Origin of the sequence: Pseudomonas sp. B22129, assembly GCF_044218875.1 — a bacterium.
Classification (GTDB): Bacteria; Pseudomonadota; Gammaproteobacteria; order Pseudomonadales; family Pseudomonadaceae; genus Aquipseudomonas.
In genome coordinates this window covers 5,789,511-5,805,701 of sequence record NZ_CP162592.1, presented here as the reverse complement: position 1 = coordinate 5,805,701, position 16,191 = coordinate 5,789,511, and the positions used below count along the sequence as shown (strand labels likewise).

At 58.8% G+C, this 16,191-nt stretch carries 15 protein-coding genes; 9 read left to right on the top strand and 6 right to left on the bottom strand.

All coding sequences use genetic code 11. The annotated features are described in order from the left end of the window. The first annotated feature begins 216 nt into the window (after positions 1-216). Positions 217-1,374 carry an MFS transporter gene (locus AB4P94_RS26250; protein ID WP_395608198.1) on the top strand — a complete coding sequence of 386 codons (1,158 nt, stop codon included), beginning with the start codon at positions 217-219 and terminating at the stop codon, positions 1,372-1,374. 4 nt (positions 1,375-1,378) lie between these two features. Here AB4P94_RS26250 and nhaR read toward each other — a convergent pair whose 3' ends face one another. After that, on the bottom strand, positions 1,379-2,281 hold the full coding sequence (gene nhaR / locus AB4P94_RS26245; protein WP_395608197.1) for a transcriptional activator NhaR: 903 nt from the start codon (positions 2,279-2,281) through the stop codon (positions 1,379-1,381). Positions 2,282-2,415: 134 nt separating this feature from the next. Between nhaR and AB4P94_RS26240 the strand changes: the two genes are divergently transcribed. After that, positions 2,416-2,667 carry a hypothetical protein gene (locus AB4P94_RS26240; RefSeq protein WP_395608196.1) on the top strand — a complete coding sequence of 84 codons (252 nt, stop codon included), beginning with the start codon at positions 2,416-2,418 and terminating at the stop codon, positions 2,665-2,667. A 31-nt stretch (positions 2,668-2,698) separates the two neighbouring features. Further along, entirely contained in the window at positions 2,699-3,448 is a 750-nt protein-coding gene (locus tag AB4P94_RS26235) for a TerC family protein (protein ID WP_395608195.1), read from the top strand. A 59-nt stretch (positions 3,449-3,507) separates the two neighbouring features. On the opposite strand, the gene AB4P94_RS26230 is transcribed toward AB4P94_RS26235, so the two are convergent. Continuing rightward, a complete protein-coding gene (locus AB4P94_RS26230; RefSeq protein WP_395608194.1) occupies positions 3,508-4,209 on the bottom strand; it encodes a histidine phosphatase family protein in 702 nt (233 codons plus the stop codon). Between the two features lie 272 nt (positions 4,210-4,481). On the opposite strand from AB4P94_RS26230, the gene AB4P94_RS26225 reads away from it, so the two are divergent. The 3 genes from AB4P94_RS26225 to hemB all read left to right on the top strand — a co-directional run bounded on the left by AB4P94_RS26225 (position 4,482) and on the right by hemB (position 7,116). Next, positions 4,482-5,180 (top strand): glutathione S-transferase N-terminal domain-containing protein, encoded by a 699-nt coding sequence (locus AB4P94_RS26225; RefSeq protein WP_395608193.1) that lies wholly within the window; start codon positions 4,482-4,484, stop codon positions 5,178-5,180. A gap of 3 nt (positions 5,181-5,183) precedes the next feature. Further along, the gene (locus AB4P94_RS26220) at positions 5,184-6,026 is read left to right on the top strand and encodes a PhzF family phenazine biosynthesis protein (protein WP_395608192.1); all 843 of its coding nucleotides are present in this window, start codon (positions 5,184-5,186) and stop codon (positions 6,024-6,026) included. 115 nt (positions 6,027-6,141) lie between these two features. Beyond that, on the top strand, positions 6,142-7,116 hold the full coding sequence (hemB, locus tag AB4P94_RS26215; protein WP_395608191.1) for a porphobilinogen synthase: 975 nt from the start codon (positions 6,142-6,144) through the stop codon (positions 7,114-7,116). A gap of 64 nt (positions 7,117-7,180) precedes the next feature. Here hemB and AB4P94_RS26210 read toward each other — a convergent pair whose 3' ends face one another. Then, positions 7,181-7,561: a hypothetical protein gene (locus tag AB4P94_RS26210; protein ID WP_395608190.1), complete on the bottom strand. Its 381-nt coding sequence runs from the start codon at positions 7,559-7,561 to the stop codon at positions 7,181-7,183. Then, entirely contained in the window at positions 7,558-12,033 is a 4,476-nt protein-coding gene (locus tag AB4P94_RS26205; RefSeq protein ID WP_395608189.1) for an RHS repeat-associated core domain-containing protein, read from the bottom strand. The genes AB4P94_RS26210 and AB4P94_RS26205 overlap by 4 nt, the downstream gene beginning before the upstream one ends. On the opposite strand from AB4P94_RS26205, the gene AB4P94_RS26200 reads away from it, so the two are divergent. The 3 genes from AB4P94_RS26200 to AB4P94_RS26190 all read left to right on the top strand — a co-directional run bounded on the left by AB4P94_RS26200 (position 12,025) and on the right by AB4P94_RS26190 (position 14,215). Beyond that, the gene (locus AB4P94_RS26200) at positions 12,025-12,399 is read left to right on the top strand and encodes a hypothetical protein (RefSeq protein ID WP_395608188.1); all 375 of its coding nucleotides are present in this window, start codon (positions 12,025-12,027) and stop codon (positions 12,397-12,399) included. The genes AB4P94_RS26205 and AB4P94_RS26200 overlap by 9 nt on opposite strands. A gap of 222 nt (positions 12,400-12,621) precedes the next feature. Continuing rightward, positions 12,622-13,707, top strand: coding sequence for a DUF1615 domain-containing protein (locus AB4P94_RS26195; RefSeq protein WP_395608187.1), 1,086 nt, complete (start codon positions 12,622-12,624; stop codon positions 13,705-13,707). A 91-nt stretch (positions 13,708-13,798) separates the two neighbouring features. Next, positions 13,799-14,215 (top strand): PaaI family thioesterase, encoded by a 417-nt coding sequence (locus AB4P94_RS26190; RefSeq protein ID WP_395608186.1) that lies wholly within the window; start codon positions 13,799-13,801, stop codon positions 14,213-14,215. Between the two features lie 105 nt (positions 14,216-14,320). Here the strand turns inward: AB4P94_RS26190 and AB4P94_RS26185 are convergent, their stop codons facing one another. Together AB4P94_RS26185 and AB4P94_RS26180 are read right to left on the bottom strand one after the other, a co-directional pair. Continuing rightward, positions 14,321-15,502, bottom strand: coding sequence for an acetyl-CoA C-acetyltransferase (locus AB4P94_RS26185; RefSeq protein ID WP_395608185.1), 1,182 nt, complete (start codon positions 15,500-15,502; stop codon positions 14,321-14,323). Positions 15,503-15,513: 11 nt separating this feature from the next. Continuing rightward, entirely contained in the window at positions 15,514-16,173 is a 660-nt protein-coding gene (locus AB4P94_RS26180; RefSeq protein WP_395608184.1) for a CoA transferase subunit B, read from the bottom strand. Positions 16,174-16,191: the final 18 nt, after the last annotated feature.

Here is a 16,191-nt window from a genome sequence, read left to right as displayed (position 1 = left end):
TGAAGCGCAACATTGCGGGCAGAAAGCGCTGTAGGAAGCAGGCGCAAAGTCTAGCATGCTGTGGGAAGTGTCCCGTTCAGTGCGGCATTGCGTCGCCCGCGCCCGCTGGCTTTGGCCAAAGCCAGACATACTCTGTTAAGATTCTCGCCTCTCATCTTATCTATTCGTCAGCGGGCCCTTCGGGCAATCGTTGATGTCGTCGTTTTCGGAGTTTTCGTGCTGTTTCCCATCCTGCTGCTGTCGGCCGCCGGCTTTACCGTGCTGACCACCGAATTCATCATTGTCGGCCTGCTGCCGTCGATTGCCCGGGACCTGAATGTCAGCGTTTCCCAGGCCGGGTTGCTGGTGACCTTGTTCGCCTTTACCGTGGCGGCCTTCGGCCCTTTTTTGACGGCTTATTTCGCGCGCTTTCAGCGCAAGCGTCTGTTTATTACGATCCTGCTGATGTTTGCGGCCGCCAATACGCTCGCGGCGCTGGCGCCGAACATCTGGGTGATGGCCGTGGCGCGCCTGATTCCCGCGCTGGGCTTGCCAGTGTTTTGGGCCCTGGCGAGTGAAACGGCGGTGGATATCGTCGGCCCGGAATACGCCGGGCGGGCCATTGAGAAGATCGGGTTTGGCATCGTCTGCGCCACGGTATTCGGTATTCCGGTGGGCACGTTGATTTCCGATATGTTCGGCTGGCGCATCGCGTTCGCCCTCCTTGCTGTGGTTGCGTTGGCCAAGGCCTTGCTGCTGTTTATCTACTTGCCGGTGACGAAACCGAAAAACGATGAAGTGACGCTACGTTCCCAGTTCAAGATTTTGCGCAGCCCGCTGATGCAGGGCCATATCTTGCTGTCGATTCTGGTGTTCAGCGGCATGTTCACCGCCTACACCTACCTGGCGGACATCCTTGAACGCCTCGCCGGTTTCGACGGCACGCTGGTGGGCTGGTGCCTGATGGGCTTTGGCGCGGTCGGCCTGATCGGCAACGCCCTGGGCGGGCGAGCGGTGGATCGCCACCCCTTGATTGCGTCCATGGTGTTTTGCGGTTTCATGATCGCGGGCATGGTGGCACTGGTGCCGGCGATTCACTCTACCCTCGGCCTCGCGGCGGCGATGGCGGTGTGGGGTGTGACCCAGGCGGCGATGTTCCTGGTCAGCCATGTGCGGCTGATGAAGGCGGCACCTCACGCGCCGGCGTTTGCCGCGTCACTGAACATTGCCGGGGGCAACCTGGGGATTGGCCTGGGGGCGATGGTCGGCGGGCATGTGATCGACACGCTCGGTCTGGGTAGCCTGGGGTTTGCGGCGTCCGGCTTCATCCTCGTGTCGATCCTGCTGGCGCTGTGGCTGATGACCGCCAAGCAGCCGGTCGCACCCAGCGCCTGAGCTGTCAAGGCAGGGCGGTAAACAGCTCCCGTCGGGCGCCTTCAGTAATCGCCACGATGCCCGGGTGCTTGACCTTGCGTTCAACCGAGATCGCGTAGAACGACTCGGTGACCGCATCGGTCTGGCCGATCAGCGCCACACCGTACTGGCGCACCACCTCATCGGCGATCACGCTGGGGGCGATGAAAATTCCGCTGCCTGATTGGCCAAATGCCTGCATCAAGGCGCTGTCGTCGAACTCACCAATGATCTTTGGCTGGATCTGCTGTTCGGCGAACCAGCGCTGCAAGCGACTGCGCACTACAGTCTCCGCGCCCGGAATCAACAAGGGGGCGCCCTGCAAACAGTGTGGGAAAGCGCCACTGTACCGGTCAGCCAATGCCTGGGTGGCGAAGAAACTGATGCCGCATTCACCCAGCTTCTGGCTGTAGCCCTTGATGTCCAGGTGCGTAGGCATCGGGCTGTCGGAAATCACCAGGTCCAGACGCTGGATCGCCAGATCCGCCAGTAACCGCTCGAGCTTGTCTTCGCGGCAGGTGATGCGGATCGGTTCGCTCAACTCCATGGTTGGCGCAATCAACCGGTAGACGATGGATTTGGGGACCACATCGGCCACCCCGACCCGGAAAAGAATCTGTTGCTCGTTGGGCTGGGCCCGCAGCATTGCCTCCAGTTCATTGCCGGTCTGGAACATCTGCTCGGCGTAGGGCAGCGCCTGGCGCCCGGCCTCGGTCAACTCTAACTGCCGCCCAACACGCTGAAACAGAGCCACACCAAAGGTTTGCTCGAGCAAGCTGATCTGCCCGCTGATGGTCTGGGGGGTGAGGTTCAGTTGCTCACAGGCGCGCACGATGCTGCCGGTTCTGGCTACCACCCAGAAGTAATGCAGTTGACGATAATTGAGCATGGGTGCTTACACTTCGTAAAAATCGAAGTATACGCGAGAAAAATACGAATTTTACTGAACTGTTCGCCTGCATAGAATGCCTCGCTATCGAGGGGCCACTACTTGGACCCAATGGTTCTAACGAGGAATACATCATGAAACTCAATTCCCTGGGCGCTGCGTCGTTTCTTGCGCTTTCATTGCTGATGATCAGCGGTTGCGATCAGGTCGAGAAAAGCGCGCAGCAGGTGTTGGGCAAGGCCACCGAGTCAGCCAAACAGGCCATCGATGAAACCCACAAGGCCGCCGAACAGGCATTGAGTGAGGCGACCCAGGGCTTGATAAGCCCTGAGAAGCAGCAAGAAGAGGCAGAAAACGCCTCTGAAACCGACACCAAAGAAACTTAATTCCCAAGCATCACCACGTCAGGACTGACCTATGGACTACCTTTTACAACTGGCCGCCAGCCCCACCGCGTGGATTGCCCTGGCCACCTTGATCGTCATGGAAATCGTGCTGGGTATCGATAACCTGATCTTTATTTCGATCCTCACCAACAAGTTGCCTGAAAAGCATCGGGCCAAGGCGCGGCGAATCGGTATCAGCATGGCGTTGGTCCTGCGCCTGGGTCTGTTGAGCACCATCGCGTTTATCGTGCAATTGACCGCGCCGGTATTCGAAATCTTCGGCCAGGCGTTTTCGTGGAAAGACATGATCCTGATCGCCGGTGGCCTGTTCCTGGTGTGGAAAGCGACCACTGAAATCCATCACAGCATGGACCCGGAGCCGGAAGAGAAGGCGAGTGTCAGCAATACCGTCACCATCGGTTTTGCTGCGGCGATTGGTCAGATTCTGTTGCTCGACCTGGTGTTTTCCATCGACAGCATCATTACCGCGGTAGGCATGACCGAGCACTTGCCGATCATGATCATTGCCGTAGTGGTCTCGGTGATCGTAATGCTGGTTGCGGCTGAACCGTTGGCCAAGTTCATCAACGACAACCCGACAGTAGTGATGCTGGCCCTGGGCTTCCTGATCATGATCGGCATGACGTTGATCGCCGAAGGCTTCGGCGCCCATGTGCCAAAAGGCTATGTGTATGCGGCGATGGCGTTCTCGGCAGCGATTGAGTGCCTGAACATCGCACGACGCAATCGCCACCAGCGTTTGCTGGCTGCAAGGCAGTAACGAACGGCGAACAGCAAAAGGCCGGCTGCGCTCTCTGGAGCACAGCTGGCCTTTTTTGTTTAGATATCTGAACTGACTTGGGTCGCGTCGGGGCAGGTCTGCTGGCCGTTATTCAGGCCCTGTTTATAGTTGCGGCTCAGCAGCGACGCTTTGCCGTTGTGCCAAGTCAGCGTCAGCACATACAGCGTGTCATAGTCGCTGCCGGACCAATCGTCGGTGATGGTGTGCTTCTCGCCTGATGCCTCACTGGCCACCTTGTTGATCAGTTCCGGCAGGTAACCATGGGACCACGCGGTGTAAATGGTCGCGTTGTGATACTTGTCTTCGACCAGTTCGTCGGCGAGTGCGCTGGTATCGTTGGCGGAGAACTTGATATTCACCGGCAGGCCAAGCTTGATCGCGCTGGGGCTGATGGTCATCAGTGGGCGAATGTAGCTGTAGGAATTGTCGTGCTCGCCTTCCTCGACGTTGCGTGTCGGGTTCGCGGCAAACACGTAATCGGCCTTGCCGAACTTTTCCGGCAACACGGTGGCCAGGTTCATCGCACGGTTCAGGCCCTGGCAGTTGAGCTGGCCGAGGCCGCCGGCGGGTTTTTCACCGTGGCGCAGGAATACCAGGGTTTGCACGCCGTCCACCGGGCCGGCGCTGCTGATACGCGCTTCCAGGGTCAGGCCAATTGCGCCGCCGGCCAGTAGCACTGGCAACATGATGTATGAATAGCGTTTGAGTCGTTGCGCAAGGCACAGAGGCTTGATCGTCATTGTAGGTTCGAGTCTTCGTGCTTCGAATGAGGGCGGACAGGCCCGGCCCCAGTGGCGCTTGCGGCGCCCTGCGGTTTTCCATGTCGTTGTAACGAGGTGTCTCCTTTCACCGTAATGGCGCACTTAAGAGTCCACATCGATACTTTGGTTCGCCTGCGCGGCAGATTAGCGTGGCCATGTTGCGTATTGATGACCCATGCAGGACGCCGGGCAGGTGGCTATGATGGGGGCTTCCTGACTCACATGGGGCTTTGCGCCCAAGGGACTTTTCGATGAACGCACTCGCCGCATTCCCGATCAACAGCAAATGGCCCGCCCAGCATCCGGAGCGTTTGCAGCTGTATTCGTTGCCTACGCCGAACGGCGTCAAAGTGTCGATCATGCTTGAGGAGTTAGGCCTGCCCTATGAGGCGCACAAGGTCAGCTTCGAGACTCAGGACCAGTTATCTCCGGAGTTCATGTCGCTGAACCCCAACAACAAGATCCCCGCGATCATCGACCCGAATGGCCCGAGTGGGCAGCCGTTGGCATTGTTCGAGTCCGGGGCGATCCTGATTTACCTCGCGGAAAAAACCAGCCAGTTGTTGCCGGAAGACCCGGCCACCCGCTACGAAACCATTCAATGGCTGATGTTTCAAATGGCCGGTATTGGCCCGATGTTCGGCCAAGTGGGATTCTTCAACAAATTCGCCGGCAAGGCCTATGAAGATAAACGTCCGCGTGACCGCTACGTGGCCGAATCCCGGCGGTTATTGGAAGTGTTGGAAAAACGCCTGTTGGGCCGCACCTGGATCATGGGCGACGATTACAGCATCGCCGACATTGCCACCTTCCCGTGGATTCGCAACCTGATCGGCTTTTATGAGTCCGGCGACCTGGTGGGCATTGCCGATTTCCCCAACGTGCTGCGCGTGCTGGACAGCTTTGTCGCACGCCCGGCCGTGATCCGTGGCTTGAGCATTCCGGGTTAACGCATGCCGACTTTCGACTTCAAGCAACTGGATGTTTTCAGCAGCGTCGCGCTCAAGGGCAACCCGCTGGCGGTCGTGCTGGGTGCAGACAGCCTGAGCGACCAGCAAATGGCCGACTTCGCCAATTGGACCAACCTCAGTGAAACCACGTTTTTGCTGACACCACGCGATCCACGAGCCGACTACCGCGTACGAATTTTCACCACGCTCAAAGAGCTGCCGTTTGCCGGGCATCCGACATTGGGCAGTTGCCAGGCCTGGTTGCAAGCGGGGGGTGTGCCCAAAGGCGAGGAGATCATTCAGGAGTGCGAAATCGGCTTGGTGCGCATTCGTCATCAAGGCGAGCAACTGGCGTTTATTGCACCACCTTTACTGCGCTCCGGCCCGGTAGAGGAGCCTGTGCTGCAACGTGTGCGCTTGGCGTTGGGCCTGGCACCGCAAGCCATTGTGCGGAGCCAATGGGTCGATAACGGTGCGGGGTGGCTGGCGCTGATGCTCGCTGATCGCGAATCGGTACTCGGCCTGCGGCCCGACTATTCGCAACTGCACGGTTTGGCCCTGGGGGTGATCGCGCCCTGTGACCCTGCGCGTGATGATGTGGACGCGCACTTTGAGGTCCGTGCTTTTATCGCCGGTGATGGCGCCCAGGAAGACCCGGCCACCGGCAGCTTGAATGCCGGTGTCGCCCAATGGTTATTGGCCGAGGGTTTGGCGCCTGAGCATTACCGGGTCAGCCAGGGCACAGCCATCGGGCGGGCGGGGCGCATTCACGTCGATCGCGAAGGCGATGAAATCTGGATCGGCGGTGCGGTAGCCGTCTGCATCGAAGGGCAAGTGCGGCTCTAGATCAATGAATTGTTGCGAGTCGCGCAATACACTGTTGGTCCCTTGGCATTTGTGCTGCCTGTGCCGGTGGGCATAAGCTTTCGCCCCATTATTTTTTCCACTTTTCAGGACCGCCATGACCAGCCAGTTCCCCCAAGCCCGTCCACGCCGCCTGCGCCGTTCCCCGGAGCTGCGGGGCCTTTTCCAGGAAACCGAATTCACCCTCAACGACCTGGTACTGCCGATTTTTGTCGAAGAAGAAATTGACGACTTCGTGCCGATCACCAGCATGCCAGGTGTGCAGCGTATTCCTGAGAAGAAACTGGCTGCCGAGATTGAGCGTTATGCCCGTGCCGGCATTAAATCGGTAATGACCTTTGGCGTCTCCCATCACCTGGACGCCAGCGGCAGCGACACCTGGAAAGAACGCGGCCTGGTCTCGCGCATGTCCTCGATCATTAAAGACGCCGTGCCGGAAATGATCGTGATGTCCGACACCTGCTTCTGCGAATACACCGACCACGGGCATTGCGGCGTGATGCACGGTGCCCACGTCGACAACGACGCCACGCTGGTCAACCTCGGCAAACAAGCCGTGGCCGCCGCCCGCGCCGGTGCCGACGTCATTGCACCGTCCGCCGCCATGGATGGCCAGGTCCAGGCCATCCGCCGCGCCCTGGATGATGCTGGTTTCACCCACATCCCGATCATGGCCTACTCCACCAAATTCGCTTCGGCCCTCTACGGTCCGTTCCGAGAGGCCGGTGGCAGCGCCCTCAAGGGCGACCGAAAAAGCTACCAGATGAACCCGATGAATCGCCGTGAAGCCGTGCGCGAATCTCTGCTCGATGAGCAGGAAGGCGCCGATGCTCTGATGGTCAAGCCTGCCGGGGCTTACCTCGACATCATCCGCGACATCCGTGAGGCTTCGCGCTTGCCGGTGGCGGCGTATCAGGTCAGTGGTGAATACGCGATGATCAAGTTTGGCGCCCAGGCGGGCGCGATTGATGAAGCACGGGTGGTGCGTGAGACGTTGGGGTCGATCAAGCGGGCTGGGGCGGATTTGATTTTTACGTATTTTGCGATGGATTTGGCGGTGGCGGGGATTTGATTCCGCCTATTAATCCTGTGGCGAGTGAGCTAGCTCGTCTCGTCGCGGGAGCTTCGCACCCCATCTACACCGATTCGGCCCAGCGTTGGCAGAAGTCGTGTTGCTCCTGAATGTCGTTGGTGAGATTGCTTTCGTCGTAAGAGAAAATATGCACAAGCTCACCCTCCGGAATACCCATAGTCATCTCGTAAGCAACGAGACCGTTAGACATGTGCGAAGACATTCCTGAGGTGTGAACATTGATCCTGGCGCCTTTGCATAAAAATTTTATGTCTTTCAAATCGGACCTTAATAAGCCGAAACTTTCGTAAAGATCCATTGCGGTGTAGGTTTTTCGGACGCCATCACGCAATACCAGATTAAGGGTGGGCTTACCCCCTTCGTACTCGATCAATGCGTTCTCACGTATACCGTTTTTGATAATGGTGATTTCACGAGATTTCATGGGTACTCCCTATTCGGGTTCAAGATTGTGTATCCCTTGTAGGTGCCGTCTTCATTTACCGGGGAGGCGCCTAAAATGTCTTTCGTGTCTATACGTCCGGGAATGGCTATCTCTGCTTCGTTTTTGTGTTTAGAGCGCGCTCCCAGTTCAGCATTCACGTCCCGCCCTGGAATTTTTTTGAGCGTGTAAAGAAAGCCTTCTTCGAACCCAAAGCTTGAAGCGAATACCAACGCCTGTCTACTTGAAGACGACGTAGGGACAAAGTGACTGGGAGGGCTAGCGTTGTTTAGAGAGTGCAGTAAAAGATCCGTGCTTGTGCCTCTACTTTCAAATCCGGTTTTGAATATTTCATCTGGCTCTCTTGAGTCCCCGCGGTATAGATAGCTTCGCTTTTTCTGAGCCGTCGGAGCTGACGGTGAACGTTCATTAACCCTTACCTGATCGGCAGGGCTTATGACTTTTGACTGCGGCTTGCAGCCATCATCACCTGGGCAGGTGCTTAGACCCAGCGGATCCACCCACCCCGTAGGATTGGGCACATATTGGTAGGCGTTAATCCCACCCGCCAGCTTCACCGGGTCCGGTGTCAGGTAACGACCCAGATCCGGATTGTAGTAGCGATGGCGGTTGTAGTGCAGGCCGCTTTCGGGGTCGAAGTATTGGCCCTGGAAGCGCAGCGGGTTGTCGATTTTGCTTGCGTCCAGCCGACTGATTTTGCCGTAGGCCTTGTAGTGCGCCGACCACACGATCTCGCCGCTGGGGGCGGTGAGTTCCTGTGGGGTGCCGAGGTGGTCGAGTTGGTAATAGAAGGGCTTGGTGGCTTTTGGGCCGGAGCCTTCGAGCAGGGCCAGAGGGCGAAAGCTGTCCGGTTCGTAGATGTAGCTGCGATGGCGATCGGCATGGTGTTCGGCGATCAGTTTGTCGCCTTGCCAGAAGAACTCGGTCGTTATGTCGTTGATGGTTTTGCTGATGCGGCGGCCAAACGGGTCGTAGCAATAGCTGGCGGTTTGACCATTAGGTCGGGTGATGCCGATCAGCCGGTGTTGGCAGTCGTAGCGGTATTCGGTGACGAGTTTGTGGTCTTTGCCACGCCGTTCGCGAATCAGATTACCGAACGCGTCATAGTCATAATGATGATCCCCCTGTATCGCCAACCGGTTCCCCGCCACGATGTCCGGCCCGGGACGGTCCTGCATCAGCAGGTTGCCCGCCGGGTCGTGGCCGAAGCGTTCCTGTTCGTCTTGTGAGTGATCGACGCGGGTCAGGCGGGCGAGGGGGTCGTAGCGGTAGTGGTGCTCGCCCTTGCGGGTGTCGAAAATTCGGCTCAGGTTGCCGGTTTTGTCGTAGTCATAGTGGCGCTGATAAAGATCCTGCCTTTGCTGGGTCACCGCATGGGCGTGCAGACGGTTTTGTTCGTCGTAGCCGTAGTGGCTGATGAGCTGGCCTTGCTGGCGCTGTCGCTCGCGGCCTGCCTTGAACAGATGGGAGGTGAGGGTTTCACCATTCAGTTCGACGGTACTTAGGTCGCCGCCTTTTCCATGGTTGAAGGTGAGCCGGTTGCTGTCCGGTAGGCGCAGGTGTTTCAGTTGGCCGCAGGCGTCGTAGCCATAACGCAGGGTGCCCCAGCCCTGGTGTTCGGCGGTGAGGCGGTTTTGGCTGTCGTACTCGTAGGCCAGCGCCCAGTGGCCGTCGTTGACGGCGAGGAGGTTGCCCTGGCGGTCGTAGGTGTAGTCGACGGTTTTGCCGTCGGGGAGGGTTTTTCGTACGAGGCGACCGGCGTGGTCTCGCGTGTAGCGGGTAATCAGCTGACTGCCGTCGTCGCCGTGTTCGGTCTTTTCCTGCAGGTTGCCGTTGAGGTCGTAGACATAGGCGGTGCGCTGGCCGTCAAAGCCGGTTTCCTGCTGGATCAGGCCGTTGGGGTGGTAATGCAACCCATAAACTTCGCCGACCTCGTTCTCGATCTCGGTCAGCAACAACCGGGCATTGTCGTAGCGGTATTTGACCTGGGTGCCGTCGGCATTGATTCGGCGGCTGATCAGGTGCAGCCCGTCGCCGTATTCGTAACGGGTGACGTGCCCCAGCTCATCACGTTCAGCGGTAATTTTTCCGTACGGGTTGTAGCTGTATTCCCGTGTGCCGCCGTCCGGCAACACAATGCGAATCAGCCGGCCAACACTGTCCAGTTGATACTGCGTCAGCGCTCCATATTCATCCTCACGCGCAACCTGCCGCCCCAGATCGTCATAGCGATATCGCCTAACCCCGCCATTCGGCAGTTGCTCCTCAACCAACTGCCCACGCTCATTCCACACCAGCCGATGACAACTGTGATCGGGATGCCAAACCCCCGTCAGTTGCCCGTATTTGTTGTAGCTGTAGTCGGTAACGCTGCCATCAGGATCGATCCTGCGCGTGACATCGCCCTGATCATTGCGCTCATACTTCCATACCGCCTCCCCACGCCGCACAACCCGCACGAAACCGTTGTCATGCTCGTAGGAAGTCGGCTCATCGTCCCCAGGAAACAACGCCACCAAACGCCCGGCGTCGTCGTACTGATACGCCGTCACCGCGCCCAGCGGGTCCTGCTCAACCGTCAACCGGCCCTTGTCGTCGTAGGATTTGAAATGCTCGGCGCCATCCGGATCAATGCGCTGCACCAGCCGCGCCCGGCTGTCATGCACGTAGACTTCCGTGCTGCCATCGGCGTTGTGAACCGTGACCTGGCCGTCATCACCCCAGGCATACCGCGTGTCCATCTGCGAAAAGCTGGCCCAGTGCCGAACACACCGCGCCGCCTTGCCGGACCGTTCCCAGGCCCAGAAGAAACTCGCCCCACCGGCCAGTTGGCGTTCAAGAATGACGTGCTGATCGTCGTACCGATAAACCTCGCTTTCGCCTACCGCATTGGTCGCCGAAACTAACTGACCCACTGCGTCATAGGCGTAGGAAACGACGGTTTGCTCAGTGACCCAAACAAACTCGCCCGGCCCCTCGGCCCGCTCAATCTGGTACTCCACCGCCACAATGCGGCCACGCTCATAGCGCAGAAACAGGGAGCGCCCCACGCCATTATCCAGCCGCTCAACCCGCCCCAACCGATCCCGAAAAACCCGCAGGCGGTTGTCATACGCATCACTGATCGCCGTCAGCGCACCGTCGCGAAAGTGGTAGAACCGTGAGTCCTGTGCCAGCACCAGTTCATCGGGGAGTGTTCCCAGATAGATCGCCGCTTCAGCCAGACTGTTGGTAATCGCAGGCCGCGAAGCAGTCGGCAACGGAAACTCGGTAATGCGATTCTCGTGATCCGTCCACACCACCGAATCACCGGTCACCGCCAGCCGCTGCGCCAGCGAATGACTCCAGCCAAACCCCAACCCGCAATCCACTTCCACGGCACTGGTGCGATACAACCGCGTCCATTCGAACGGCAAAATCCCGTCGAGCGTGCCGTCGGTCAGGGTCAGCAGTTCCTCCCCGGTGACCATCGACACCGGGCAACCGTTAGTCACGGTTTTATCAGCCGGAGCCGCTGCGTCGCCTGCAGGGTTTTTGCCGGAAGCAGGCGCATCATCGACAGGCTCTTGCCGAGCCAGCGCCGTGCGCTGAATCCTTTTGTCCCGAACCGCTGGCACAGCGTTCGAAACCATCTGATCCCCAGCCTTCAAAGGCGCAGCGGGGGTCACCTTGATTGGTATCGCTGTACTGCCGAGCAGCAAAGGCTTTGCCGCCTCGGCATGCGCCTCCAGCTTGGGCCCCACAAGATGTTCGGCCAGCATCTCCAGCCACTTGCGTGCTCGCCCGGACTTGATATGCCCCACCACCTGTACGCCCAGGCGAATCCGAACGCCCATACCTCGCGTCGCCCAGATCAAAAACAGATTGATCAGGACCTCGCCGGTGATTTCCCCCAGCAATTCATACATCTCTGGCGGCGGCAGCATTCGTATCCAACTGACCATTGCGGACAGATAAATAAACAGCAGCGGTTCATCGCTGAGGACAAGCAGGCCTTGCGCAAGGGCGTCACGTCCCAGTTTCAGCAGTTCATCGAGTTCACTTTGGGAGATGTATTGCAGCCACTTCTCGCTGTTGGGCTTGATGTTTTTCAGCAGGTCAAACAGTTGCGTAACGTTGTCCCAAAGGTTGTAAAACGCCTGAAAAATCCCGGTTGAAAACGCAACACCCTGCATGAAGCTGCGCTCGAGAGGTTTAGCCTTTGAAAAGTCACTCCATTGGGCCTTGAAGGTCTTTTCCCACTGATCACGCAGGTGAACTTCCAGCCCGGCGATCACCGACTGATAAGACGCATACAGCGCCTTGACGTGTTCCTTGGAGACGTTGGGATAGAAGGTGATTTGGTAGCGTTGGTCGCGAGTGCAGCCCTTTATTTCAAGAATGCCGCCGGGACCGATGGTTTGATGGATCGGCGCGCCTGTTGGGGTGCCATCCATGGCGATGGCTTGCAGCATCACTGGCGTATTGCCGATGGGCACGAACTGCGTGCTTTCGAACATGTGCATCAGGGTCAGCGAACCCTGGGCTTTGCAGATGGCAACGGTGCGGCTTGGTTTCCTGGAGGAAACCGGCGCCACAAGTGCGACCTCTTCCCCGACTTTGAACACCTGTTCGACATCCAGTGTCGAGCTGCTCCAGAAGCTTTCGGCCCATTCATCAAAGGTGTTCAGGCAACCCCTGAAATCACGAAAGACGCTTTCAGCGTCGGGCGCCTTGGCATCCATGGGCGCCAGCACAAACCTGGCAATGACCGGAGTCAAAAGACAGCCCCTATGGGCAGGGCATTAACGGAGAAGTACATTGGCGTTCCCTCGCACTGATGGATCTGGCGAGAGACTTTGGCGAGGTTGGTAGGGAAAAGAAGTCGGTGTAATACGCTGGAGAATGTGGGACGCTTCAGCAATCCTTGTCCGCTCAGTCAATCGGTAGCAGAGTCAGTTACGTTCGGTAGTAAGTCGCGATTGCAGCAGGGTGGCGAACCCCGGTTAGACTTACCTGTCGATATCCGCGATACCCGGCCCGTTGTTACCCAAGGAAGCCCCATGTCTTCAAGCCGACTGATTGTCTGCCTCACTGCTTTGCTGGTGCTTGCCGGTTGCTCTACGCCACGCGGCCCACAGCAGCCTGAGCGCAGCGAAGCTGAGGTTAAGGCGCAGATCGTGCGCCTGCTGCCAACCACGGTGGCAGATCGCAACGGGTGGGCGCAGGACATCTACACAGCCTTCGATGCACAAAAAATCTCTCCGGGCACCGAGAACATTTGCGCCGTGCTGGCGGTAACCGAGCAAGAGTCCACGTATCAGGTCGATCCGGCAGTGCCGAACATGGGCAAGATCGCTCAGGACGAGATCCTGCGACGGGCTGGAAAAGTCCATGTGCCGGCTTTCGTTGTGCGCACCACACTGCAATTGCGTTCGCCGACTGGAAAGTCCTACGCCGACCGTTTGAACGCCGCACGAACGGAGAAAGACCTGAGCGGTATTTTTGACGATTTCATCAGCATGGTGCCGTTGGGCAACACGCTGTTCGGCGGCTTCAACCCGGTGCATACCGCCGGCCCCATGCAGGTCAGCATCGAGTTTGCGCAAAAACAGGCACGGGATTATCCCTACACGGTTGATGGCTCGATTCGCCGCGAAGTCTTCACCCGCCGTGGCGGGATGTATTTCGGTATTGCCCACTTGCTCGGTTACCCGGTGAATTATGACCAGCCGCTGTACCGCTTCGCCGACTTCAATGCCGGTTGGTACGCCAGCCGTAACGCCGCGTTCCAGGCCGCCGTCAGCCGCGTCACAGGCACCGATCTGGCGTTGGATGGGGATTTGATTCGCTACGGTTCATTGTTGCCAGGCACCACTGAGTTGGCGGTGCGTTCCCTGGGCGCGAAACTGGATATGCGCAACCCGAGCATCCGCAGCCAGCTGGAGCAGGGCGAGCAGCTGGACTTTGAGGAGACGACGCTCTACAGGCGGGTGTTTGCCTTGGCTGACAAGGCAGCAGGCAAGCCCATGCCACGAGCGATCTTGCCGGGCATTGTGCTCAAGAGTCCGAAGATCACCCGCAATCTCACCACGGCGTGGTTTGCGAAGCGGGTAGATGAGCGGTATCAGCGCTGTATGAAGCGTTAGCTGATCACCCATGATTGGTGGGGGTGATGGTGGTGGCGGTGAGCGATGGGGTGGGTTAAATCTCGGTTCTGTCTCCAAGGAGGAACTCACCATGATTGCTCATGCCGTGCCTGAAGGTTTTATCTCGCTGCCTCGCAGCAGCCCGTTGCTGGACTTGCTCGGCCCGGCCTATTGCCGGGGCGAAGGCCTGCAACTGGAAATCGGCCTGCGCGCCGATAATCGCCATGCCAATGGGCGCGGTACCGTCCATGGCGGGGTGTTGGCGACTCTGGCGGATGTGGGCATGGGTTACGCGATGGCGTTTTCCAGTGATCCGCCGTTGCCGCTGATTACGGCAAGCATGACGCTGGATTACTTGGGAGCCGTGCAGGTGGGAGAGTGGATCGTGGTGCGTTTGGAACATCACAAGCGCGGCCGGCAGATGGCGTTTGCCACGGTCAGCTTGCAGGTGGGAGAGAAGGTAGTGGCGCGAGCGAATGCGGTGTTTGCGGTGCCCCGGAACGACTGACAACACTGGCCCACAGTGGATTCGTGTTTATTCAGGAATACTGCAAGGCAAAGAAAAGGCCCGGTTTTCGTGGAACCGGGCCTTTTCTCGTGTTGCTCTTTAAGCTCAGTGGCGTTCAAGCGCCAGGGCTACACCCTGGCCGCCACCGATGCACAGCGTTGCCAGACCTTTCTTGGCATCGCGCTTGATCATTTCATGCAGCAGGGTCACCAGCACACGGCAGCCTGAGGCGCCGATCGGGTGGCCGATGGCGATGGCGCCACCGTTGACGTTGACCTTGTCGGCGTCCCACTCCAGCTCTTTGCCCACTGCCAGGGATTGCGCGGCAAAGGCTTCGTTGGCTTCGATCAGGTCCAGGTCGCCCAGGTTCCAACCGGCTTTGTCCAGGCAGCGGCGGGTGGCCGAGACCGGGCCGATGCCCATGATCGCCGGGTCCACACCTGCGTTGGCGTAGCTGGCGATGCGTGCCAGCACTGGCAGGCCAAGGGCCTTGGCCTTGTCAGCGCTCATCAGCAGCACCGCAGCAGCGCCGTCATTGAGGCTGGAGGCGTTGCCGGCGGTGACGCTGCCGTCTTTCTTGAACGCGGGTTTGAGCTTGGCCAGGGATTCGGCGGTGGTGCCGGCGCGTGGTTGCTCATCCACGGCGAAAGCTACCGGGTCGCCTTTACGCTGGGGAATCAGGATCGGTGTGATCTCATCGGCGAAGCGGCCCGCTTCAATGGCGGCGGCAGCTTTCTGTTGAGAGGCTGCCGCGAACGCATCCTGGGCTTCCCGGCTGATGCTGTACTTGTCCACCAGGTTCTCGGCGGTGATGCCCATGTGATAGTCGTTGAACGCATCCCACAGGCCATCGGTGATCATGCTGTCGATCATCTTGGCGTGGCCCATGCGCAAACCGGTGCGCGCTGCGGGCAATACGTACGGGGCCAGGCTCATGTTTTCCATGCCGCCGGCGATAATCACTTCTGCGTCACCGCAACGGATAGCCTGGGCGCCCAGGTGCAGCGCCTTGAGGCCCGAGCCGCAGACTTTGTTCAACGTCAGCGCCGGCACCGCGTGGGGCAGGCCGGCAAGGATCGATGCCTGGCGCGCAGGGTTCTGGCCGCTGCCTGCGGTGAGCACCTGGCCGAGGATCACTTCATCGACCTGTGCCGGGTCCAGACCGGTCTGCTCCAGCAGACGACGGATGACAGCGGCACCCAGTTCCGGTGCCGGGATATTCGCCAGCGAACCCTGGAAGCTGCCCACGGCGGTACGGGTGGCAGCAACAATCACGACGTCTTGCATGGAATCTGTCCTCACTGGAAGTGCATTTCTGGAACGTGGTCCGGGACGATCAGTTTACCGGCGGTCTTGCTCACAATCTCTTCAACACTGACGCCAGGTGCGCGTTCCTTGAGGACAAAAGCGCCATTTTCAATTTCAAGGTAGGCAAGGTCGGTCAATACACGCTTGATGCAGTTCGCACCGGTCAGGGGCAGGCTGCATTGGCTGAGCAGCTTGGACTCACCGTCCTTCGATGCGTGGGTCATGATCACGATGATATTTTCCGCGCCGGCCACCAGGTCCATCGCGCCGCCCATGCCTTTGACCAGCTTGCCGGGGATCATCCATGAGGCGATGTTGCCTTGCACGTCCACTTCAAAGGCACCGAGTACCGTCAGGTCAACGTGGCCGCCGCGAATCATCGCGAAGGATTCTGCCGAAGAAAAAATCGAAGCCCCGATGCGCGCAGTCACGGTTTGCTTACCGGCGTTGATCATGTCGGCATCAATGGTTTCTTCGGTAGGAAACGCGCCCATGCCAAGCAGGCCGTTTTCTGATTGCAGCATGACTTCCATGCCTTCGGGAATGTAGTTGGCCACTAGTGTCGGGATGCCGATGCCGAGGTTGACGTAGAAACCGTCCTGCATTTCGCGGGCGACACGTTGAGCCATTTGTTCGCGGGTAAGAGCCATTTTGTGTGTCCTTATTGT

What these genes read in the sequence shown, in the direction of transcription:
- nhaR (WP_395608197.1), bottom strand. Translation starts at nt 2,281, where the DNA reads ATGCTCAATTATCGTCAACTGCATTACTTCTGGGTGGTAGCCAGAACC.
- AB4P94_RS26240 (WP_395608196.1), top strand. Translation starts at nt 2,416, where the DNA reads ATGAAACTCAATTCCCTGGGCGCTGCGTCGTTTCTTGCGCTTTCATTG.
- AB4P94_RS26235 (WP_395608195.1), top strand. Translation starts at nt 2,699, where the DNA reads ATGGACTACCTTTTACAACTGGCCGCCAGCCCCACCGCGTGGATTGCC.
- AB4P94_RS26230 (WP_395608194.1), bottom strand. Translation starts at nt 4,209, where the DNA reads ATGACGATCAAGCCTCTGTGCCTTGCGCAACGACTCAAACGCTATTCA.
- AB4P94_RS26225 (WP_395608193.1), top strand. Translation starts at nt 4,482, where the DNA reads ATGAACGCACTCGCCGCATTCCCGATCAACAGCAAATGGCCCGCCCAG.
- AB4P94_RS26220 (WP_395608192.1), top strand. Translation starts at nt 5,184, where the DNA reads ATGCCGACTTTCGACTTCAAGCAACTGGATGTTTTCAGCAGCGTCGCG.
- hemB (WP_395608191.1), top strand. Translation starts at nt 6,142, where the DNA reads ATGACCAGCCAGTTCCCCCAAGCCCGTCCACGCCGCCTGCGCCGTTCC.
- AB4P94_RS26210 (WP_395608190.1), bottom strand. Translation starts at nt 7,561, where the DNA reads ATGAAATCTCGTGAAATCACCATTATCAAAAACGGTATACGTGAGAAC.
- AB4P94_RS26205 (WP_395608189.1), bottom strand. Translation starts at nt 12,033, where the DNA reads ATGCTGCAAGCCATCGCCATGGATGGCACCCCAACAGGCGCGCCGATC.
- AB4P94_RS26195 (WP_395608187.1), top strand. Translation starts at nt 12,622, where the DNA reads ATGTCTTCAAGCCGACTGATTGTCTGCCTCACTGCTTTGCTGGTGCTT.
- AB4P94_RS26190 (WP_395608186.1), top strand. Translation starts at nt 13,799, where the DNA reads ATGATTGCTCATGCCGTGCCTGAAGGTTTTATCTCGCTGCCTCGCAGC.
- AB4P94_RS26185 (WP_395608185.1), bottom strand. Translation starts at nt 15,502, where the DNA reads ATGCAAGACGTCGTGATTGTTGCTGCCACCCGTACCGCCGTGGGCAGC.
- AB4P94_RS26180 (WP_395608184.1), bottom strand. Translation starts at nt 16,173, where the DNA reads ATGGCTCTTACCCGCGAACAAATGGCTCAACGTGTCGCCCGCGAAATG.